Below are 20,115 nucleotides of genomic sequence, written 5' to 3'. Positions count from 1 at the left end.
TGACGAGAGCCCGCTCCTCGGGGAAGCGGGCCGACGGTGGAGGGGTGGCAAAATGTCTTTTTTCTTAGGCCAGGCTCATCGAGTCGTCAATCAAAGGCCCTCTACGAATTTCTCGCGCAGGCGGTGCAAGCTCTGGGATGGCTCTCAGTTCCGCACTCTCGACCTGCTGCCGGAGGGCAGGGCTGTGCTCTTCACGGTCATGGCTTGGCTGGCGACGGGATTTGTTCAGCTTCAGCCGGAGCCCGACTAGCCAGCCAGACGGAGAGCTGCGCTTAAGGTATGAGAAGTTTGCCTCCCGAAAATCGACGAAGTATCTCATCAGAACTTTTCGATCTTCAGGGCGAACTGCATCGTCCAGCATCAGGTCGGTGATGGGCGGTAGCTCGACGTTGCGCAGCAGAAATACCGCCACCATCACATCAGTGAAGGTGTGCCTTCGCGTATTTCTGATGTGAGTCTCGATCACGTGTAGTAGCGCCTGGGTGCCTTGGCTGAACTCGATGTTCCCGTCCAGCAGCTCGTCAACAAGCGAGTCTCTGATATTCCAGAGTCGGTTACGGTATCTGCTGTGCTGCCAGTTCGAGTACTGAAAGACGAGACCGAATGGCAGGAAAGCCGCTATGAGCAGTATTGCGAACATCAGGCCGGACGTTGCATTCATCGTGACGTCTCCTCAGGGGCAGAGTCTGACTGATTCAAGGACTCGGCCGGAGGTGCTTGACGCTGGGTCAGGAACCCGTGTTCAAGCTTGTCGTTCCTTGAGCGGAGGCGGTCGACTTCTTTCTTCCGCTCGTGACTCCGTCGTGCTGTGATGGCCCAGCCCGCTGATAATAGAATAGAAATAGCGATACTCACGCTTACTGAGGCCGAGAAGTTGGTCTGTTTGCCCGCGATATTTTGTGAGATCTTTTCGATGGCTGTAAGTGGCACGAAGGACGAAATAATCCAAAGCCCCACCCTGATCCCGTCAATCAGCCGGACGATCAATTGGTACTTGAGCCGCATGGCCTCGATCGCGATGTCCTGCTTGGACGGCTGCGAGCTCTGGCGCTGTCGCGGAGTCGTCTTGGGGGCGCGGCGAGGCGATGGAGCCTGGGGCATGAAGCGGAGCGTAGCGGAGGGGTGTCCCTTCGTGCCGGCCTCATTCATCGATGTGTCGGGTACCCGACTGTCGCGAGTCCCGCCAATTAGCCTCACTTTCCTCGCCCTCTGCCCATCAGTCATTGGATCTCGCCACCAGTAACGATCTAGGCGTTCCTTCGTGGCGGAACTGGCTTCATCTCCTCGTCGGAGTGCCAGGGGCCAGGCTGCCTAAAGTCCACATAGACGAGAGTAGCGCCATGCGGGGAAGGTCGGCATCCTCGTCCCGGCGTGTCAACTTGACGATCCGGTGAACATGCGATCGCTTGGTCCACCGCACGTTCCGCATCGCTTTGGGCATGTGAAGAGCGGTGTCCGCTCCTTGGCCTCGGGCGCACGCGGCGCGCAAGACGCTTGGGCTGCACGTTGCTTGACGGCACTGCCGTCTGGCCCGTCCTGAGAGCGTTTGAGGCCACGCGATAACGAGAAACCTGACCGAAAGGAGGAGGCTTCCGCTATTCAGCGCTGTTCAGCGTTCGTAATTTGGCGCTCTGCTCGGTCTCCCAGGAGATCCGATCTGTGGTCGATGGAGCTCCTCAGGCCGCTTGTCCGATCCCGGCCACCTACTCCTTCCGTTGTCGGGCCGGGCGAACCGGTTCGGCTCGGGTGCCACGCGAGGGCTCCGGTCCAGGGGAATCGTGAACCGGCTCGCCCAGCAGCACCGCGAAGCCGTCCAGGTGCCGAGCGAGGCTGTACTCGAACATCTCGTCGAGATCCGGTGCGGTGTCCTCGTGCACCTTCGCCAGCAACGGGAATCGCCCGCTGGCCAGCAACTCCTCGGTCCGCGCCCGCTGCGCCTGCAACCACCTGGCAAGTGTCACCCCGGTTTCCTGCTCGGCCTCGACCTCGTCCGCCGTCGACAATGCGGCGTTGACCACGAGCGAGTGCAGCGCCAGCGCTTCCTGCATCCGTGTGCGCAGCGACAGACCGAGACCGTCGAGCGCCCGCAGGGTCCACTCGGTGTGCAGCATCATGTTCGGCGCGAGCGAGGGCCGGGTGAACGAAATCGCCCTGGGCAGCCAGAGGTGTCGCCAACACAGCGCCCACTGCCGCCGTGCGACCAGTTCGAGCTTGGCCCGCCAACCCTCGGGTCCCGGATCGGGTAGTGCCGCCTCGGCGAAGACCAGGTCGGCCATCTGTGTCACCAGGTCCTCCTTGTTCGCGATGTGGCGGTAGAGCGACATGGTCCCGACACCGAGTTCGGCGGCGACCCGTCGCATGGAGACAGCCTCGGCGCCTTCGACGTCGGCGATCGCGATGGCGGTCCGCAGCAGGTGATCGCGGCTGAGCGCCTGCCGTGCGCCGCCCACCTGCGATACGGGTAGCCGGGAGGCGGCCACCTTCGCCCGGCTGGGCCGGCGCGGCCTGTCCGGGGAAGCCGCGACCACCGTGCCGGAGCCGACCCTGGTCTCGACCAGGCCGTCGTCGCGCAGCGTGGCGAGCACCCTGGTCGCGGTCGCGATGGCGATCCCCCAGCGGTCCGCGATCTGGCGGATGGACGGCAGGCGGTCCCCCGGCTGCAGATCACCGGACCGGATCCTGGCTTCGATCTCCCCGGCGATCCGCCGGTAGGGCGGTTGCGGCTGGGCATCCGACGACACGCGCGCCTCCTGTCCGCTCGTCGATCACTGACCCGGGTGCACTAGTCCAATCCGGCCAGACTAGTGCACTATATCGCGCTCCAGCAAGCCAGAACGTTGACGAGGTGCCGGAGCTTGGGACAGTGTACGCAGTGGCTCGATACACCGTACGCAACCGGGAAGGAGAGTGCGGTGCCCGAACTCACCGTCGCCGAAGAAGTCGTCCTGATCGCCCTCGACAGCGACACCGGCGGAGGCAGCGCGCGCCTGGGTCTCGACTGGGCGGTGGCAGGCGCTGCCATCGTCGAGTTGGCCCTCACCCAGCGGATCACCGTGGGCGACAACGACGTCGTCACCGTGGTGGATCCGACTCCGACCGGCTCCGCTCACCTGGACGCCGTGCTCACCGAGGCGAGGGGCACGGTCAAGGTCTCGACACTGCTGCGCCGCACACGCGCCGGAGCACTCGGCCACACCATCACGGCGCTTGTCGAACGCGGTGTGCTCCAGCGGAGAAGAACCTGGCTGTTCGGCGTCATCCCGGCGCACCGCTACCCGGCGGTCGACGCCTCGGTCGCGGCGGAGACTCGCGCCGGGCTCGCCGAAACCGTCCTCGACGGACAACAGCCGAGCGAGCGCACCGCCGCGCTGATCGGCGTACTGCACGCCGCGAAGCTGTGGCGCCGGGCGGTTCCCGCCGGCGGCCGCAAGCGGGTCCGGAAGCGAATGGGCGCGATCGCCAAAGGCCAGTCCATCAGTCCCGCGGTACGCAGGGCCATCGCCCGGACGCGGGGTGCCATCGCCGCAATGGGCGCATCGAGCTGAACCAGCCAACGAACGGAAAGGAACGACGTGATGGTGACCGACATCGACACCGACTACCTCGTGATCGGCGCGGGCGCGACGGCGATGGCCTTCGTGGACACGCTGCTCACCGAATCGCAGGCGACCGTGACCATGGTCGACCGCTACGACCGGCCGGGCGGGCACTGGACCATCGCCTACCCCTACGTGCGGCTGCACCAGCCGTCGGCCATGTACGGCGTGAACTCCCGCCCGCTCGGTGCCGGCCGGGTCGACCGGACCGGCTGGAACGCCGGGATGTACGAGCTGGCCGACGCGGCCGAGATCTGCGGCTACTTCGACCAGGTGATGCGGCAGACGTTCCTGCCGTCCGGGCGGGTCTCCTACTTCCCCACGGCCGAGTACCGGGGCGCCGGCCGATTCCACCAGACCGACTCCGGCGAGCAGTACCAGGTGACCGTGCGGCGCAGGATCGTCGACACCACGTACCAGAGCGTGACGGTGCCTGCCATGCGACCGCCGGAGTTTCCGGTCGCCACCGGCATCTCCGTGGTGCCGCCGAACGACCTGCCCGCCGCTCGCGAACGCTACGACCGGTACGTCGTCGTCGGCGCGGGCAAGACCGGGATCGACGCCTGCCTCTGGCTGTTGGAACAGGGCGTCGATCCGGCGGACCTGACCTGGATCATGCCGCGCGCGCCGTGGTTGATCGACCGGGCCACCGTGCAACCGATGCCCCTGCGCCGCGCCGAGGACATCGCGGCCGAGTACGCCGCGAAGCACGAGGCGATCATGGGTGCGGAATCCGTATCCGACCTCTTCGACCGGCTCGACGCGGTGGGCACCCTGCTGCGGATCTCCCCGGACGAGCGGCCCACGGCGTTCCGCTGCGCCACCGTCTCCCAGGCGGAACTGGCGCAGCTGCGCACGATCGAGAACATCGTCCGCCTCGGCCGGATCAAACAGATCAACGAGACCGAGATCGAACTCGACGGCGGCACGCTCCCGACCGGCCCCCGTGTCCTGCACGTGGACTGCACCGCCGACGCCGTGAAGCAACTCCCTGTCGTGCCGATCTTCCAGGACGGACTGATCACCCTCCAGTCGGTGCGCGTATGCCAACCGGTGTTCAGCGCCGCCCTCATCGCGCACGTGGAGGCGACCTGTCCCGACGACGCCGCCAAGAACGCGCTCTGCCCCGTCACCCCCAACCCGCGGACCGACGTGGACTGGCTCCGGTTCGCCCTCTCCGCCAACTCCGAACAGCTGCGCTGGGCGGACCACGCGGAGATCGGCGCCTGGCTGCACACCTCACGGCTGCACCCGGACATCGCCCCGCCGATGCCGGAGGACCCGACCGAGCGGGCGGCCTTCGAGCGGCAGGCCCTGGCCCTGGCCCACGCGCAGAACGCAAAGCTCGAAGAACTCCTGCACGCACACGAAACACATTGATCTCACCGCGATTCCCGAACCGGCACGCAGATCGAAAGAACCGGACAGATGAATACGATCAAGAAACGACGCTGGAATCGAGCGGCCTGGACGCTCGCACTACTGACCACACTGTGCGCGGAGCTGACGTTCACCGCGGTGGCGGTGCCGTTCACCTGGCTGCTGCTGCCCCTGCTCCTGGTGATGTACGGCGCCGGGGTCCTCGTGCTCCGCGAGGCGGTGGTGCGGGTCGGCGGTGGCTGGCCGAGTCTGGTGCTGATGGGCGTGGCCTACCAGATCGCGGAGGACGGTCTGGGCCTGCAAGCCCTGACCAGCCCTCGGATGTACGGTGCCGCCGACTGGGGATTTCGGGCGCTCGGTGTGAACTGGACGTACTGGGAGTCGCAGATCGGCGTCCATGTCGTGCTGAGCGTCCTGGTGCCGATCGCCGTCACCAACCTTCTGTTCCCGGCCCAGCAGACCCGGCCCTACCTGAGCAACCGGGCCCTGGCCGGCGTCGGCGCCCTGGCGGTCGTGGGTGTGCTGGGGCTTCGCTACCTCATCTCCGCGACGGAGGACCCCGGTTACCGGACGCCCTGGGGCTTCACGATGGTGTTCATCGCACTCATCATGGTGCTCGCACTCGTCGCGCTGCTTGTGCTTCCCCGCCGTCGCGCCACACGAGGCAGCCGAGCGGCCCGGTCCGCGCCACGCCCGGGAGTCGTCGGGTTCGTGTCCATGTACCTGACCATGGCGTTCCTCACGACGCTGCTCCCGCTCGGCCTGGGCTCCACGCTGTTGCTCGGCGACCTGATGTCCCCCGTCCAGCGGCTGGTCATCGCGGTGATGACCGCCGTTCCCTTCGGCTTGCTGGTGCTGGGCTGGCAGGCGGCGACCAACTGGGACGGCCGGCACCGGATCTGGCTCCTCGGTGGGATCCTCGTGTCGCACACCGCGTTCATGATGCCGGCTTCGGTGACCGCCGCACTTGCCGGTTCGTTGCTGATCGCGGCGCAGATCTACCTATTGGCCCGTCTCGCCCGGCACCTCCGCCGGAGCGACCACCGTCGCCCCGGAGAGGCGGCACCCGTCGACGACGGAGTCGATCGGCATGGGAGCGGACGATTCAGGCACTCGGGTCGTGGGTCGGGATGATGCGGACCCGGGTACGGACGGCGTGCAGCCGGTGCAACGTGCGGAAGGCGCCGTCACGATCGTCATCGACGAGCCACCCCGGGTACGGCGCCTTCTGCCGGACGTGTTCGATCTGCAGCCCGTGCCAGGCTGCGTCACCGGCGACCAGTACCGGACCGTTGTGGGTGCGCAGCAGGACACCGACGCTCCCCGGTGTGTGCCCGGCCAGTTCAACCATGATCACTGAACCGTCGCCGAGCAGGTCGTGACTGCGCTCGAAGGTGAGCACCGGCGGCCCCTCCAACTCGTAGCGGTCCAACCGGCGGCCGCGCAGCGCGGCTCGGACGCCGCCTGCGGGTGCGGCGGCGCCGGACATCATCCAGTCCCGCTCCCGCTCCCGCACCATGACCGGCAGTCCGGGAAGGTCGAGCAGCCCACTGACGTGGTCCCAGTGCAGATGGGTCGGGAGGGCGAAGTCGATCGTGTCGGCGGGAATCCCGGCCCGTTCCAACGCCGTCGTGGTCGGCAGCACCTGATAGCGCGGCCGCACCGCCGGCCGCAACGTCCACGGCAACTCGCCGATCACCCGGTCGCCGACGTCGGCACAGACCGACGGGTCGAGCAGCACGGTAACCTCCGGATGCCGGATCACGTACGTGGTCAGGGCGTTGCCGACCTGGCGCGGTTTCCGGACGGCCTCGGCGATGAGTGGGGTCGGCACCGATCGCACCGTCTGGTTCAACGCGACCAGCTCGACCTCGACGTCCCCACGGGGAATGCCGGCGTCGGACAACCCGGCCAGGAACCGGCGGTCGATCGGACGTGGCCGGATCAGGCGGTACGGCACCGCGGCCAGCGCACCGATCGCCACCCCGGCCTCACGAATCGTGTGGATCACAAGCTTCTCCCTCCACCCTGGCGCGTCGTACGCCGTGGCGCGCACCGTAGAAGTTCAGGCTGACCTGAAGTCAATGTGGGAGGAGCTTCCGTGACGACATGGCGAATCGGAGACGCGGCGGCGCTTGTTCGCGTTCCGACGCACGTACTGCGGCATTGGGAGGAGGTCGGGGCGCTCGAACCGGCCCGGCTCGCCAACGGGCACCGGATCTACGATGACGAGACGATCACGCGGGCGCGTCTGATCCAGCTCTGTCAACGGGCTGGCATGTCCCTGACCGAGATCGGGGACCTGTATCGCGCCGACGGTCCGCGCCGCGCCGCGCTGGTGCGTAGTCGACGGGACCGGATCGCCGACCAGATCCGCCGCCTGCACGCCGCACAGGACTTCCTTGATCATGTTCTTGCCTGCGCGCACCCGATGGTCTCGACCTGCCCTGAATGCAGCAGCTTTGCCCACGGTTCGGCGAAAACCGTGGGCGCCGCGATCCGGCCGGTGCAGCGCGAACGGCATGCGTAGACGCTGACAGTGGGAACCCGGGTGAAGGGAGCCCCCTACGGGCCGATGCCAACCGTGGCGGGAACTTATCGGCCGAGGCCGTGGAGTAGCCCTTCGACGCGGGCGTGGATGTCGTCGCGCACCTGACGGACGACGTCCAGGGGCTGGCCGGCGGGGTCGGTGAGCGCCCAGTCCTCGTACCGTTTGCCGGGGAAGACCGGGCAGGCGTCGCCGCAGCCCATGGTGACGATGACGTCGCTGGCTTCGGCCGTATCCCAGGTGAGTTTGGCGGGCGTCTGGTCGGTGATGTCGATGCCGACCTCGCGCATGGCCTCGACGGCGACGGGGTTGATCCGGTCGGCCGGCTCGCTGCCGGCGGAACGGACCTCGATGGTGTCGCCGGCGAGGTGACGCAGCCAGCCGGCGGCCATCTGGGAGCGGCCGGCGTTGTGGACGCAGACGAACAGGACGCTGGGCTTGTTGCTCATCGGGCTTCGGCCTCCGGGGCGAGGTGGGGCACGACCACGGCGTCAGCCGTGTCGGCGGCGTGCGGGTACCAGACGGCGAGGGCGGCGGTGGCGACCAGGCCGCCGGCGAGCTGGGCGGCGACGAAGCCGGGCACGGACGCCGGGGCGATGCCGGCGAAGGTATCGGTGAAGGCTCGGCCGATGGTGACGGCCGGATTAGCGAACGACGTCGACGAGGTGAACCAGTAGGCGGCCCCGATCCAGGCGCCCACGGCGGCCGGCGCGGCGGAGGTGCGGCCGGATCGGGCGAGGGCGAAGACCAGGAGGATCAGGCCGGTGGTGGCGACCGCTTCGGCCAGCCACAGATTCCCTCCGGCCCGGCCGGTGCGCGACCAGGCCACGGCCGGCAGACCGAACATCAGGTCGGCCAGCACCGCGCCGGCGATGGCACCCCCGATCTGGGCCGGGACGTAGGCGGCGAGGTCCCGGCCGGTGAGGCCGGTGCCGGCGCGGCGGCCGATCCACCAGTCGACGGCGGAGACAACGGGGTTGAAGTGCGCCCCGGACACCGGCCCGAAGATCAGGATCAACGCACCCAGCGCCAGGGCGGTGGCGATCGCGTTCTCCAGCAGTTGGAGACCGGTGTCGGTGGGGGAGAGCCGGGCGGCGGCGATCCCGGAGCCGACCACGGCGGCGACGAGCAGGGCGGTGCCGGCGAACTCCGCCGAGGCCCGCCGGGGCAGGGCGAGGCTCACGCGACGGTGCCGGTGGGGGCGGCGGAGATGTCGAGCAGCGCGCCGAGCTGGCGGAACGCCTCCGGCCGCACCCGGTACCACACCCACGTGCCGCGGCGCTCCGAGTCGACCAGGCCAGCCTCGCGCAGCACCTTCAGGTGGTGGGAGATGGTCGGCCCGGAGAGGTCGAACGCCGGGGTCAGGTCGCAGACGCACATCTCGGGCACCGAGGCGATCATCGACATCAGCCGCAGCCGGACCGGGTCGCCCAGGGCCTTGAACATCGGCGCGACCACCGCCGCCTGCTCGGCATCCATCGGGCGGACCGCGATCGGGGAGCAGCAGGCCACCACCGGGAGGTCTTGTTTCGACATGCCTCTAGGTTGACAGAATTCAAAACAGGGTGCAACGTGGGTCTTGCTTCGACAAACATCTAATTCGGAGGCACCCATGTCCCGTGTCCAGCTCGCCCTGCGCGTGTCCGACCTCGAAGGCTCCGTGGCCTTCTACGCAAAGCTCTTCGGCGTCGAGCCGGCGAAGCGTCGCCCCGGCTACGCCAACTTCGCGATCGAGAACCCGCCCCTGAAGCTCGTCCTCCTCGAAGGCGAGGGCGACCAGCCCACCGTCATGGACCACCTGGGCATCGAGGTGGCGAGCACCGACGAGGTCAACGCCGCGACCAGTCGCCTCACGGACTCCGGCCTGATCACCCTTGCGGAGAACGACACCGAGTGCTGCTACGCCCTCCAGGACAAGGTCTGGGTACGCGGCCCCGGCAACGAGCCGTGGGAGGTCTACACCGTCAAGGGCGACTCGGGCCGGTTGGACAAGGCCACCGAGAGCGCGTGCGGTACCCCGGCCACCAGCGGAGCTGCCTCCACCTGTTGCTGATCGTCACGCCCGAGCGCGCCCGCCTCCGATCGGAAGGCGGGCGCGTGGCGCTGTGGGCGCACGGGATAGGTGCACCGGTCCAGGGGCGACGCCATGGCCTGCTCGGCGACGGCGCCCCTCAGCGACTGCGGCCGGGCACCAATCCCAGCAGATCGATCTTGACCGCAAACGGCGTCGCGGTGTGTAGTTCGCGTCGATGGATCCCGGTCGGCGCATACGACCGAGTGGGACTGTCGATCTCGTAGGTGTGGACCACCGGTGATCCGTCCTCGTCCTCGACCCGCCAGTAGTTCGCGATGCCCGCTTCCGCATACTTGCGCAGCTTGACGGTGCGGTCCCGATGCGCCGACTCGGGCGAGACCACCTCCACGACCAGGAGCGTCTCCTCGGGCGTGTAGAAGGTGCGGGACGGGTCGTAGGGCGCCGTCGTGGCAAGTAGATCGGGCTCGGGGCGATTCCATCTGTCGAGCCGGATCGTGATCTCCCGGTCGACCTCGACGCCGGTCGGTGCCTGCTCCGTCAGGGCGTTCACCAGCGCGGTGACCATCCGGGCGTGCCAGACCCGTTGGGGAGACATCATGAAGACGAGTGCTCCGTCGATGAGTTCGGTGTGACGCGGTGCTTCGGTGAGCTGGTCCAAGTCCTCGGAGTACCAGCCCTCCGGGCGAGGCGGGCGCATCCACTCGGGCACCGCAGTCATGACCTCATGCTAGCGCTCGGCAACGGCCCGGCCTGCGCGCTCATCCTGCCGGCGTGCCGGATGGGCAATGCCAGCGTTGCGGCACCGGCGAATGCCGCCGTGGCCTCACGATGATGCCACGGAATGGACGACGTTTGAGCAGCAACGATTCCTAGCACCGATGTCACCGCGTGCCAAAGTGATGCCATCTAGGCTTGCCGTGGTGCCATCCTGTGTGCCACAGTAGTGCCATGGACTTGACCTCGTATGTGAGCAACCTCGGGCGGGAGTTCGCCGCCCTCGCCGAAGCCGGTGGCGAAGAATCGCGTGCGCTGGTCGAGCGCCTGACCGGGCCGCTGGAGTCGGCGATCCGGATGACCCTGCTGGACGCGCTGTCGGCCGCCGCCGACGAGATCACCCGGGAGCTGGCGCCCGGCTCGGTGGAGTTGCGCCTGCGCGGCCGGGACCCGGACTTCGTCGTCGCGGCGCCGCCCGCCGAGCCGCTTCCCGCCGCGACCGGGGAGAGCGCGGCGCCCGACATCGACCTGCCGATCGCCGAGGACGGCCCGGTCGCCCGGATCAACGTCCGCATGCCCGAGCAGCTCAAGGCCGCGGTCGAGGAGGCCGCGGCGGCGGAGGGCCGATCGGTCAACGCCTGGCTGGTCCGGGCCGCCGCCGCCGGCCTGCCCCGGGCCGACCGGGAGTCGCGTCCCGAGCCGCGCCACGGCGGCAAGCGGTCCCAGCAGCGCCTGACCGGCTGGGTGCACTAGACCACACCGCACCTCTCACGTCCCCCTGACCTGCGGGGACGACCCAACGACCCGGAATGCGGGGACAACCATGCCTGTTTTCGACACGCCCGAATCGATCACCGTCACGATGGACCTCGGCGTCGCCGCCGTGTGGATCGCCGCCGGCGACCGCGCCGACACCGTGGTGGAGGTCCGCCCGAGCAACGCCGCCGACGAATCCGACGTCCAGGCCGCCGCGCAGGTACGCGTCGACTTCGCCAACGGCGCGCTCCAGGTCACCGGCCCGAGGCGCGCCTTCGACTTCTCGAAGAAGAGCCGGTCGGTGGACGTCTCGATCGAGCTGCCGAGCGACTCCCAGCTCTCCGCGCACCTGCTGATGGGCGGCGTCAGCGGCACCGGCCGGCTCGGTGAGACCCAGGTGAAGACCACCGGCGACGTCCGGCTGGAGCGGACAGGGCCGCTGCGCCTGCACACCGGTGTCGGCCACGTCGCCGTCGACGGGGTCACCGGCGACGCGGAGATCTCCACCGGCTCCGGCACGGTCCGGGTCGGCGCGGTCGAGGGCGCCGTGGCGGTCAAGAACTCGAACGGCAACACCACGATCGACGCGGCCAGCGGCGACGTGCGGGTGCGCAACGCGAACGGCGCCGTCGAGGTCACCCGCGCGGGCGCGGGCGTCGACGCGAAGACCTCCAACGGCGGCATCCGCGTCGGCGAGGTGGCGCGCGGCTCGGTCGTGCTCCGCACGGCCATGGGCGACCTGGACATCGGGGTCGCGCCGGGCACCGCCGCGTGGCTGGAGGTCAACACCGGCTTCGGGCAGGTGCACAACCTGCTGGAGAACACCGCCCGGCCCGGCGACGCCGAGGAAACCGTCGAGGTGCGCGGCAGCACCTCCTACGGCGACATCACCATCCGCCGGTCCTGAGGGAGGCCAACCATGACCACGAACCAGATTGCCGTCACCGGGCTACGGAAGTCGTTCGGCGACCACGTCGTGCTCAACGGCATCGATCTGCGCGTACCCGAAGGAACGGTCTTCGCGCTGCTCGGCGCGAACGGCGCGGGCAAGACCACGACGGTGCGGATCCTGTCCACGCTGCTCGCCGCCGACGGCGGCGAGGCCCGGGTCGCCGGGCACGACCTCGCCCGCGAGCCGGACGCGGTGCGCGCCGCGATCGGCGTCACCGGGCAGTTCTCCGCGGTGGACAAGCTGCTCACCGGCGCGGAGAACCTGCGTCTGATGGCGGACCTGCACCACCTGCGCCGGGACGAGGGCCGGCGGCGCGTGGCCGGGCTGCTCGACCGGTTCGACCTGACCGACGCGGCCGGCAAGCCGGCGTCCACCTATTCCGGCGGGATGCTGCGCCGGCTCGACCTGGCGATGACGCTCGTCGGCAACCCGCGCGTGATCTTCCTGGACGAGCCGACCACCGGGCTGGACCCGCGCAGCCGCCGCGACATGTGGCAGATCGTCCGCGACCTGGTGGCCGACGGCGTCACCATCCTCCTGACCACGCAGTATCTGGAGGAGGCCGACGAACTGTCCGACCGGATCGCGGTCCTGGACCACGGCCGGGTGGTCGCCGAGGGCACGGCCGAGGAGTTGAAGCGCCGCATCCCCGGCGGGCACGTCCGGTTGCGGTTCGCCGACCCGCAGGGTCTCGACCAGGCGGTACGGGTGCTCGACCGGGCCACGCGCGAGCCCGACGCGCTCGCCCTGCGGGTGCCCGGCGACGGCAGCCTGCGCTCGCTGAAGGCTCTGATCGGCCGGCTCGACGACTGTGGCGTCGAGGTCGACGAGCTGTCCGTGCACACCCCCGACCTCGACGACGTCTTCCTCGCCCTCACCGACCGGAAGGTGACCACGCCATGAGCACCGCCGCCCTCAGATTCCACCCGCTGCGCGACTCGGCGACGATGCTGCGCCGCAACCTCCGGCGCATGCTGCGCTACCCGTCGATGACCGTGATGCTCGTCGGGATGCCCGTGGTCTTCCTGCTGCTCTTCGTCTACGTGCTCGGCGGCACGCTGGGGGCCGGGCTGGGCAGCGGCGGCGGGCGCGCCGAGTACGCCAACTACGTGGCGCCGGCGATCATCCTGATGACCGTGGCGGCCACGGTCCAGGGGACCGCGATCTCGATCGCCATGGACATGACCGAGGGCATCATCGCCCGTTTCCGCACCATGCACATCGCCCGGGTGTCGGTGCTGACCGGCCACGTCCTCGGCAGCATGATCCAGGCGGCGATCAGCCTGACCGTGGTGATCGGCGTGGCGTTGCTCGTCGGCTTCCGCCCCACCGCAGGTGCGGCCGGTTGGCTGGGCGCGGTCGGTCTCCTCGCGGCGGTGACGTTCGCGCTTGTCTGGTTGGCAGTCGCGCTCGGCCAGGTGAGCGAGAGCGTCGAGACGGCGAGCAACCTGCCGATGCCGCTGATCCTGCTGCCGTTCCTCGGCAGCGGGTTCGTGCCCACCGACTCGATGCCGGCCGGCCTGCGCTGGTTCGCCGAGTACCAGCCGTTCACCCCGATCATCGAGAGCCTGCGCGGGCTGCTCATGGACGAGCCGATCGGGCACGACGGCTGGATCGCGCTCGGCTGGTGCGCCGTCATCGCGCTCGGCGGCTACCTCTGGTCGAGGCGGCTGTTCAACCGCTAGACCCGGCGCGAAACCCCCGGTCCGCCGTCAGCGGATCCGGGGGCTCCGCCGTTCGATGAGCGTGACGTCCCGCCAGAGGCCGTGGTGACGGCCGATCCGCTCCCGGGTGCCGACCACCCGGAACCCGCAGGCCGCGTGCAGGGCCAGGCTGGCGGTGTTCTCCGGGAACACGCCGGACTGAATGGTCCAGACGCCGTCCGCCTCGGTGGAGGCGATCAGCGCGTCCAGCAGCATCCGGCCGACGCCGCGCCCGCGCGCCTCGGGATGCACGTAGACGGAGTGCTCGACCACCCCGGCGTAGACGCACCTGTCGGAGACCGCCGAACAGGCCACCCAACCGAGCACCTGCCCGGTCGGGTCGAGCGCCACCCACCGGTGGCCGGGTAGCCGGCCGGCGGTGAACCGGTCCCAGCCCGGCGGCTCGGTCTCGAACGTGGCGTCGCCCTCGTCGATGCCGAGGCGGTAGATCTCCAGCACGGCGTCGGCGTGCGCGTCGTCCATCGCGGCAACGGTGACCGTCATCGACGGGACGCTACCGGAGGCGGTAGACGGAGATGTGCGCGCGGCTGTCCGCGTCGAACGGCGTCCGGTCCCAGTCGGCGTACCGCTCGGCGAGGTGGAGGCCGGCCCGTTCCGCCATCTCGTCGATCTGCTCCGGCCAGGCGTAGCGCATGGCGAACGGGTGCAGGTGCACGCCCTCGGCGTCGAACGTGATCGTCTGCCGCACGAACGTCTGCGCCGCCCGGTCGTACCTGTGCATCCGGATGGTCGCCGAGTCCTCGGTCACGTCGCGGACCTGGACCTGCTCGTCCCGGTCGAAGCCGGCGGGGTCCGGCACGAAGGTCTCGATGACGAACGCCCCGCCCGGGGCCAGCACCCGGGCGACGTTGCGGAAGCACGCCGCCTGGCGCTCCGCGTCGACCAGGTTGAACAGCGTGTTGAAGACCAGGAAGACCAGACGGTACGGCCCGGGGACGGGCACGTCGGCCATGTCGCCGATGGTGACCGGCATGTGCTCGCCGCCCGGCTTGGCGCGCAGCCGCGCCACCATTTCCGGGGACGCCTCCACGCCCTCCACGGTCAGCCCGCGGGCGGCCAGGGGCAGGGCCACCCGGCCGGTGCCGACGGCCAGTTCGAGCACCGGACCGCCCTCGGCCAGCGGCGCGAGGAAGTCGACCGCCGGTGCGGGGTCAGGATTGCCAGGATTGTCGTAGGTTGCCGCCCAGAGTCGGCCGAAGTGACCGGGATCGTCGAAGACTGACATCACGCCAGCAGACCAGCGACCGTCCCCGGTGGACAACCGGATTACCGCGCCCGCAGCGCGTCGTCCACCCCGGTCTCCCGGCGGCCCAGGTGGACCGGATCCCGCCCGGACAGCACGTCCACCGTGGCCTTCACGCTGGCGCCGTACTCCCGGGTGGCGCTGATCCGCCACTGCCCGGCGTAGCGGCGGACGGTGTCGTCCCCGACGCCGTCGGCCTCGACGCCGACGTGCCGGCAGAGCGCCACCGCGCGGGGCAGGTGGAACGACTGGGTGACCACGGTGGCCCGCCGCACGCCGAAGACCCGCCGGGCCCGGACGCACGAGTCGTAGGTGTCGAAGCCGGCGTGGTCGAGCACCACCTTCTCGGCCGGCACGCCCCGGTCGACGAGCCAGCGGCGCATCGCGTCCGGCTCGTCGTAGTCCCAGTTCATGTGATCGCCGGAGACCAGGATCGCCTTGACCTTGCCGGCGGTGTAGAGCTGGCGGGCGATGTCCAGCCGGGCGGCCAGGAACGGCGACGGGGTGCCGTCGGGCTCCACCTTGGCGCCGAGCACCAGGGCCACCGGCGCTTCCGGCACGTCGGCGGCGGTGAACACGTGTCCGCGGGCGTCGGCGCGGATCCAGGCGACGCTCGCCGCGGTCGCAGCGGCCAGCAGCACCACGCCGGCCGCGGCGACCAGGACGAGCCGGCGGATCAGGCGTACGGCCCGCCGGTGGGTGGCGCGCCAGGCGCGCCAACGTGCGATCAGCCCCCGCATGGCGGCGATTGTGTCACGACCGTCCGGTCAGGAGATGTGGTGCAGGATGACGTTGTGTACGTGGTGGCTCTTGTCCGCGCCCCGGAACTCCACCTCGTAGGTGTGCGCGCCGACGTGCACGGCGATTGACCCGGTGGAGAAGAACGAACCACCCCAGGACTTGTTGCTCACCACGCTCACGCTGGTGATCTTCGAGTACGGGATGCTCGTGATGGCGTACCGCTTGCCGACGAAGGAGCGGTCCTGGATGATCACCCGCCGGTCGGTCAGGCCGATGAAGCCGGTGCCGGTGCCGACGGCGTCGTAGACGGCGATGATCTGTTCACCGGGCAGCAACCCACTCTGGATCTGCTGGAACTGTTCCTTGCGGTCGTACGTCGGGCCAGACATGCCCTAGACGGTAGGGCAGGCGTGCCAGCGCTCAGTGCTCGGTGACCGCCCGGACCGCGTCCTCGATGCGCGCCGCCAGCAGTACCTCACCCTCGGTGAGTGGCTCGCCGTCGTCGTGCCCCAGCCGGATCTGGGTGTGGTCGGCCCGGCGGCTGATCTCGGGGCGCAGGCGCAGGGCGTCGGCCACCACGGCCACCCGCTCGGTGAGCGCGGCGTGCTGGGTGTCGTCGAGGACCAGCGTACGGCGGATCTGCTCGCCCTCGCGCGTCCACCCGGACAGCAGGTCGAGTGCGTCGCTGAGGTAGTCGTGCTTCGCCCGGCTGCTGAACAGCACGCGCATCACCGCACCTCCCAGGCGTCGTTGTTGCCGGCTTGTGGCCAAATCGTCGCCATCCCGTGTCCCAGTCGACGCCCTCTAGTCTGTCGTCGCACAGATGGTGTGTCCACGCCCACACTTCCGTGTTCTGCTGGCCTGATGGCCGACTCAGCTACCCAAACCGCCGATTGATCTGGCACGCTGGTGGCCCGTGCGGACCGAACGGTGTAGCGAGGGCGGGCAGGCCGACCGGCGGGAGCCGAGAGTGGTCGTCGGAGCGGCGATCATCGTGGCGGGCCGGGTCCTCGCCTGCGAACGTTCTTCGCCGCCCGAGGTGGCGGGCCGGTGGGAGTTCCCCGGCGGCAAGGTCGAGCCGGGGGAGACCGAGACCGACGCGCTGGTCCGGGAGTGCGCCGAGGAGCTGGGCGTCCGGGTCGCGGTCGGCGCGCGGGTCGGTCGGGACGTGCGGATGGCGCACGGCCGGTCCGTCCTGCGGATCTACGCGGCCCGCCTGCTCCACGGCGACCAGCCGACCGCCCTGGAGCACGCCGAGCTGCGCTGGCTCTCCGCGGCCGAGCTGGACAGCGTCGCCTGGCTGCCGGCCGACGTGCCGATCGTGCCCGCGCTGCGCCCCCTGCTCGCCGAATCCTGACAACCGGACAGCAGGTCGGAAACGGGACGGGGGCCGGCGGCGTGTGCCGCTGGCCCCCGTCATCGTCGTGCCGCTGCTCAGTGCTTCGGCTCGTCCTGCTGCGGGTGGGCGAAGTTGAGGTGCTCCGCCGGCAGCGGGAACTCCACGTCGTCGCCGAACGGCGACGGCGCGGCGGCCCGGTCGAAGGTCAGCTCGGTCAGCGGCAGCCGGCCGCTGGCGTCGACCGCCGGGGCCGTCGGGTGCGGCACCTCGCGCTGCCAGTTGACGCCCTGCTGCGCCTGGCGCTCGGCATCGCTGTCGTGGGAGCCGCCGGCGTGCGAGTGCACCCCGCCGTGGGCCGCGCCGGCGGTCACCGCGCCGCTCGAATGCCCGCTGGTCGCGCTGGTCTGAGGCACCTGACCCCTCCGGAAGATCTTGTTACCGAGCCATACGAGGGGATCGTACCTGCGGTCGACGACCCGTTCCTTCATGGGGATGATCCCGTTGTCGGTGATCTTGATGTGCTCGGGGCAGACCTCGGTGCAGCACTTGGTGATGTTGCAGAAGCCGAGGCCCATCTCGGACTGCGCGTACTCCTTGCGGTCGGTGCGCGCGTCGAGCGGGTGCATGTCCAGCTCCGAGGCCCGGATGAAGAACCGGGGACCGGAGAACGCCTGCTTGTTCTCGTCGTGGTCACGGATCACGTGGCAGACGTTCTGGCAGAGGAAGCACTCGATGCACTTGCGGAACTCCTGCGAGCGCTCGACGTCGACCTGCTGCATCCGGTAGTCACCGGGCGCCACGTCCGGCGGGGGCGCGAACGCCGGCGTCTCCCGGGCCTTCTCGTAGTTGAACGAGACGTCGGTGACCAGGTCCCGGATCACCGGGAAGGTGCGCAGCGGGGTGACCGTGACGGTCTCCGCCTCCTCGAACGTCGACATCCGCGTCATGCAGCCCAGCCGCGGCTTGCCGTTGATCTCCATCGAGCAGGAGCCGCACTTGCCGGCCTTGCAGTTCCACCGGCACGCCAGGTCGGGCGCCTCGGTGGCCTGGAGCCGGTGGATCACGTCGAGGACGACCTCGCCCTCGTTCACCTCGACCGTGTAGTCCTTCAGGTCGCCGCCGGTCTCGTCGCCCCGCCAGATGCGGAACTGGCGCTTACTTCCCATCAGTTGTTCGCCTCCTCGGTGAGGGCGTCGAACTCGGCGAGTTCCTCGTCGGTCAGATACTTGGACAGCTCGGCCCGGTCGAAGAGCCCGATCAACTCCGGCCGCATCGTCGGCAGCGGTTTGTGGGTCAGCCGGACGGCGTGACCGTCGAGCGAGCAGACCAGGTTGACCCGCCGCCACGTCGGGTCCATCGCCGGGTAGTCCTCCCGGGTGTGGCCGCCGCGCGACTCCTGCCGCTCCAACGCCGCCTTCGCGGTGCACTCGGACACCACGAGCATGTTGCGCAGGTCGAGCGCCAGGTGCCAGCCCGGGTTGTAGCGCCGGCCGCCGACCGCGCTCACCTTCGCCACCCGTTCCCGCAGCTCGGCCAGCCGGCCCAGCGCGTCGGCCAGTTCGCCCTCCCGCCGGATGATGCCGACCAGGTCCCCCATCACCACCTGGAGATCCTGCTGGAGCTGGTAGGGGCTCTCGCCGGTGTCGCGCTGCAACGGCGCCAGCGCCGTCTCCACCGCGGCCTCCACCGCCGCCACCGACACCGCCGGGCGTGCGCTGAGCCCGTCGGCGTACGTCGCGGCGTGCCCGCCCGCCCGCTTGCCGAAGACCAGCAGGTCGGACAGGGAGTTGCCGCCGAGCCGGTTGGAGCCGTGCATGCCACCGGAGACCTCACCGGCGGCGAAGAGCCCGCGTACGGTGCCCGCCGCCGCGCCGGTGTCGGGGTCCACCTCGACGCCGCCCATCACGTAGTGGCAGGTCGGCCCGACCTCCATCGGCTCCTTGGTGATGTCGACGTCGGCCAGCTCCTTGAACTGGTGGTACATCGACGGCAGCCGGCGGCGGATCTCCTCCGCCGACTTGCGGGAGGCGATGTCGAGGTAGACGCCGCCGGCCGGCGTACCCCGGCCCTCCTTGACCTCGGTGTTGATCGCCCGGGCGACCTCGTCGCGGGGCAGCAGCTCCGGCGGACGCCTGTTGTTGTCCGGGTCGGTGTACCAGCGGTCCGCCTCCTCCTCCGTCTCCGCGTACTGCTTGCGGAAGACGTCCGGGACGTAGTCGAACATGAACCGCTTGCCGTCGGAGTTCTTCAGCACGCCGCCGTCGCCGCGCACCGACTCGGTGACCAGGATGCCCTTCACCGAGGGCGGCCAGACCATGCCGGTCGGGTGGAACTGGAGGAACTCCATGTTGATCAGCGTGGCCCCGGAACGCAGCGCCAGCGCGTGACCGTCACCGGTGTATTCCCAGGAGTTCGAGGTGACCTTGTAGGACCGGCCGACGCCGCCGGTGGCCAGCACCACGGCCGGCGCCTCGAAGAGGACGAACTCGCCGGACTCCCGGTAGTAGCCGAACGCCCCGGCGACGCGGTCGCCGTCGAGCAGCAGCTCGGTGATCGTGGTCTCGGAGAAGACCCGGATCCGGGCGTCGTAGCTGCCGAACTCGCGCTTGTCCTCCTGCTGGAGAGAAACGATCTTCTGCTGGAGCGTGCGGATCAGCTCCAGGCCGGTCCGGTCGCCCACGTGCGCCAGGCGCGGATATTCGTGGCCGCCGAAGTTGCGCTGCGAGATCTTGCCGTCCTTCGTCCGGTCGAACAGCGCGCCGTACGTCTCCAGCTCCCAGATCCGCTGCGGCGACTCCTTGGCGTGCAGTTCGGCCATCCGGAAGTTGTTGAGGAACTTGCCGCCCCGCATGGTGTCCCGGAAGTGCACCTGCCAGTTGTCCCGCGAGTTCACGTTGCCCATCGCCGCCGCGGCGCCGCCCTCGGCCATCACCGTGTGGGCCTTGCCGAACAGCGACTTCGAGATGATCGCGGTCTTCTTGCCGGCCAGCCGGGCCTCGATCGCCGCGCGCAGGCCGGCGCCGCCGGCCCCGATCACGACGACGTCGTAGTGGTGTCGTTCGATTCGCGTCTCAGTCATGTCCAGGC

The 20,115-nt window shown here is 69.6% G+C and carries 25 protein-coding genes; 10 read left to right on the top strand and 15 right to left on the bottom strand.

The window, feature by feature from the left end; genetic code table 11:
* Positions 1–64: 64 nt before the first annotated feature.
* The 3 genes from O7613_RS21055 to O7613_RS21045 form a co-directional block, all read right to left on the bottom strand.
* Complete coding sequence (locus O7613_RS21055; RefSeq protein WP_282289695.1) at positions 65–661, bottom strand: hypothetical protein; 597 nt, start codon at positions 659–661, stop codon at positions 65–67.
* Positions 658–1,101 carry a hypothetical protein gene (locus O7613_RS21050; protein WP_282289694.1) on the bottom strand — a complete coding sequence of 148 codons (444 nt, stop codon included), beginning with the start codon at positions 1,099–1,101 and terminating at the stop codon, positions 658–660. The genes O7613_RS21055 and O7613_RS21050 overlap by 4 nt, the downstream gene beginning before the upstream one ends.
* A 602-nt stretch (positions 1,102–1,703) precedes the next feature.
* A complete protein-coding gene (locus tag O7613_RS21045; RefSeq protein WP_282289693.1) occupies positions 1,704–2,741 on the bottom strand; it encodes a GntR family transcriptional regulator in 1,038 nt (345 codons plus the stop codon).
* A 171-nt stretch (positions 2,742–2,912) separates the two neighbouring features.
* Here O7613_RS21045 and O7613_RS21040 point away from each other — a divergent pair, with 171 nt between their 5' ends.
* From O7613_RS21040 to O7613_RS21030, 3 genes are read left to right on the top strand one after another with little or no spacing between them, the layout of a single operon-like run.
* Positions 2,913–3,545: a GPP34 family phosphoprotein gene (locus O7613_RS21040; RefSeq protein ID WP_282289692.1), complete on the top strand. Its 633-nt coding sequence runs from the start codon at positions 2,913–2,915 to the stop codon at positions 3,543–3,545.
* A 30-nt stretch (positions 3,546–3,575) separates the two neighbouring features.
* Positions 3,576–4,976, top strand: coding sequence for a hypothetical protein (locus tag O7613_RS21035; RefSeq protein WP_282289691.1), 1,401 nt, complete (start codon positions 3,576–3,578; stop codon positions 4,974–4,976).
* Positions 4,977–5,024: 48 nt separating this feature from the next.
* Positions 5,025–6,110: a hypothetical protein gene (locus tag O7613_RS21030; protein ID WP_282289690.1), complete on the top strand. Its 1,086-nt coding sequence runs from the start codon at positions 5,025–5,027 to the stop codon at positions 6,108–6,110.
* Here O7613_RS21030 and O7613_RS21025 read toward each other — a convergent pair.
* A complete protein-coding gene (locus tag O7613_RS21025; protein ID WP_282289689.1) occupies positions 6,082–6,987 on the bottom strand; it encodes an MBL fold metallo-hydrolase in 906 nt (301 codons plus the stop codon). The two genes, O7613_RS21030 and O7613_RS21025, sit on opposite strands and share 29 nt — an antisense overlap.
* Positions 6,988–7,077: 90 nt before the next feature.
* On the opposite strand from O7613_RS21025, the gene O7613_RS21020 reads away from it, so the two are divergent.
* A complete protein-coding gene (locus tag O7613_RS21020; RefSeq protein ID WP_282289688.1) occupies positions 7,078–7,506 on the top strand; it encodes a MerR family transcriptional regulator in 429 nt (142 codons plus the stop codon).
* Between the two features lie 65 nt (positions 7,507–7,571).
* On the opposite strand, the gene O7613_RS21015 is transcribed toward O7613_RS21020, so the two are convergent.
* From O7613_RS21015 to O7613_RS21005, 3 genes are read right to left on the bottom strand one after another with little or no spacing between them, the layout of a single operon-like run.
* Entirely contained in the window at positions 7,572–7,973 is a 402-nt protein-coding gene (locus tag O7613_RS21015; protein ID WP_282289687.1) for an arsenate reductase ArsC, read from the bottom strand.
* A complete protein-coding gene (locus tag O7613_RS21010; RefSeq protein ID WP_282289686.1) occupies positions 7,970–8,707 on the bottom strand; it encodes an MIP/aquaporin family protein in 738 nt (245 codons plus the stop codon). Before O7613_RS21010 ends, O7613_RS21015 begins: the two co-directional genes overlap by 4 nt.
* Complete coding sequence (locus O7613_RS21005; RefSeq protein ID WP_281586742.1) at positions 8,704–9,060, bottom strand: metalloregulator ArsR/SmtB family transcription factor; 357 nt, start codon at positions 9,058–9,060, stop codon at positions 8,704–8,706. The genes O7613_RS21010 and O7613_RS21005 overlap by 4 nt, the downstream gene beginning before the upstream one ends.
* A 76-nt stretch (positions 9,061–9,136) precedes the next feature.
* Between O7613_RS21005 and O7613_RS21000 the strand changes: the two genes are divergently transcribed.
* Positions 9,137–9,577, top strand: a complete 441-nt coding sequence (locus O7613_RS21000; protein WP_282289685.1) for an ArsI/CadI family heavy metal resistance metalloenzyme — start codon at positions 9,137–9,139, stop codon at positions 9,575–9,577.
* A 118-nt stretch (positions 9,578–9,695) separates the two neighbouring features.
* Here O7613_RS21000 and O7613_RS20995 read toward each other — a convergent pair whose 3' ends face one another.
* On the bottom strand, positions 9,696–10,277 hold the full coding sequence (locus O7613_RS20995) for a Uma2 family endonuclease (RefSeq protein ID WP_282289684.1): 582 nt from the start codon (positions 10,275–10,277) through the stop codon (positions 9,696–9,698).
* Positions 10,278–10,507: 230 nt separating this feature from the next.
* Between O7613_RS20995 and O7613_RS20990 the strand changes: the two genes are divergently transcribed.
* From O7613_RS20990 to O7613_RS20975, 4 genes are all read left to right on the top strand, one after another.
* Complete coding sequence (locus O7613_RS20990) at positions 10,508–11,026, top strand: ribbon-helix-helix protein, CopG family (protein ID WP_282289683.1); 519 nt, start codon at positions 10,508–10,510, stop codon at positions 11,024–11,026.
* A 70-nt stretch (positions 11,027–11,096) separates the two neighbouring features.
* Positions 11,097–11,936 carry a DUF4097 family beta strand repeat-containing protein gene (locus O7613_RS20985; RefSeq protein ID WP_282289682.1) on the top strand — a complete coding sequence of 280 codons (840 nt, stop codon included), beginning with the start codon at positions 11,097–11,099 and terminating at the stop codon, positions 11,934–11,936.
* Positions 11,937–11,948: 12 nt separating this feature from the next.
* Positions 11,949–12,884, top strand: coding sequence for an ATP-binding cassette domain-containing protein (locus O7613_RS20980; RefSeq protein ID WP_282289681.1), 936 nt, complete (start codon positions 11,949–11,951; stop codon positions 12,882–12,884).
* The gene (locus tag O7613_RS20975) at positions 12,881–13,666 is read left to right on the top strand and encodes an ABC transporter permease (protein WP_281586748.1); all 786 of its coding nucleotides are present in this window, start codon (positions 12,881–12,883) and stop codon (positions 13,664–13,666) included. Before O7613_RS20980 ends, O7613_RS20975 begins: the two co-directional genes overlap by 4 nt.
* A gap of 27 nt (positions 13,667–13,693) precedes the next feature.
* On the opposite strand, the gene O7613_RS20970 is transcribed toward O7613_RS20975, so the two are convergent.
* The 5 genes from O7613_RS20970 to O7613_RS20950 are packed head-to-tail and all read right to left on the bottom strand — an operon-like array spanning position 13,694 to position 16,418.
* On the bottom strand, positions 13,694–14,188 hold the full coding sequence (locus O7613_RS20970) for a GNAT family N-acetyltransferase (RefSeq protein WP_282289680.1): 495 nt from the start codon (positions 14,186–14,188) through the stop codon (positions 13,694–13,696).
* Positions 14,189–14,198: 10 nt separating this feature from the next.
* Positions 14,199–14,930, bottom strand: coding sequence for a class I SAM-dependent methyltransferase (locus tag O7613_RS20965; RefSeq protein WP_282289679.1), 732 nt, complete (start codon positions 14,928–14,930; stop codon positions 14,199–14,201).
* A gap of 41 nt (positions 14,931–14,971) precedes the next feature.
* Entirely contained in the window at positions 14,972–15,688 is a 717-nt protein-coding gene (locus O7613_RS20960) for an ElyC/SanA/YdcF family protein (RefSeq protein WP_282289678.1), read from the bottom strand.
* Positions 15,689–15,715: 27 nt separating this feature from the next.
* Complete coding sequence (locus tag O7613_RS20955; protein ID WP_281586752.1) at positions 15,716–16,078, bottom strand: PH domain-containing protein; 363 nt, start codon at positions 16,076–16,078, stop codon at positions 15,716–15,718.
* A 31-nt stretch (positions 16,079–16,109) separates the two neighbouring features.
* A complete protein-coding gene (locus tag O7613_RS20950; protein ID WP_281586753.1) occupies positions 16,110–16,418 on the bottom strand; it encodes a 4a-hydroxytetrahydrobiopterin dehydratase in 309 nt (102 codons plus the stop codon).
* Positions 16,419–16,605: 187 nt separating this feature from the next.
* Between O7613_RS20950 and O7613_RS20945 the strand changes: the two genes are divergently transcribed.
* Complete coding sequence (locus O7613_RS20945; protein ID WP_282289677.1) at positions 16,606–17,046, top strand: (deoxy)nucleoside triphosphate pyrophosphohydrolase; 441 nt, start codon at positions 16,606–16,608, stop codon at positions 17,044–17,046.
* Between the two features lie 77 nt (positions 17,047–17,123).
* On the opposite strand, the gene O7613_RS20940 is transcribed toward O7613_RS20945, so the two are convergent.
* Both O7613_RS20940 and O7613_RS20935 read right to left on the bottom strand, forming a co-directional pair.
* Positions 17,124–18,194, bottom strand: a complete 1,071-nt coding sequence (locus O7613_RS20940; RefSeq protein ID WP_282289676.1) for a succinate dehydrogenase/fumarate reductase iron-sulfur subunit — start codon at positions 18,192–18,194, stop codon at positions 17,124–17,126.
* Positions 18,194–20,107 (bottom strand): fumarate reductase/succinate dehydrogenase flavoprotein subunit, encoded by a 1,914-nt coding sequence (locus O7613_RS20935; RefSeq protein ID WP_282289675.1) that lies wholly within the window; start codon positions 20,105–20,107, stop codon positions 18,194–18,196. The genes O7613_RS20940 and O7613_RS20935 overlap by 1 nt, the downstream gene beginning before the upstream one ends.
* Positions 20,108–20,115: the final 8 nt, after the last annotated feature.

Origin of the sequence: Micromonospora sp. WMMD975, from assembly GCF_029581215.1 — a bacterium.
Taxonomy (GTDB): domain Bacteria; phylum Actinomycetota; class Actinomycetes; order Mycobacteriales; family Micromonosporaceae; genus Micromonospora.
The sequence above is the reverse complement of the archived record's forward strand: the minus strand, read 5'-3'. Positions and strand labels throughout refer to the sequence as shown.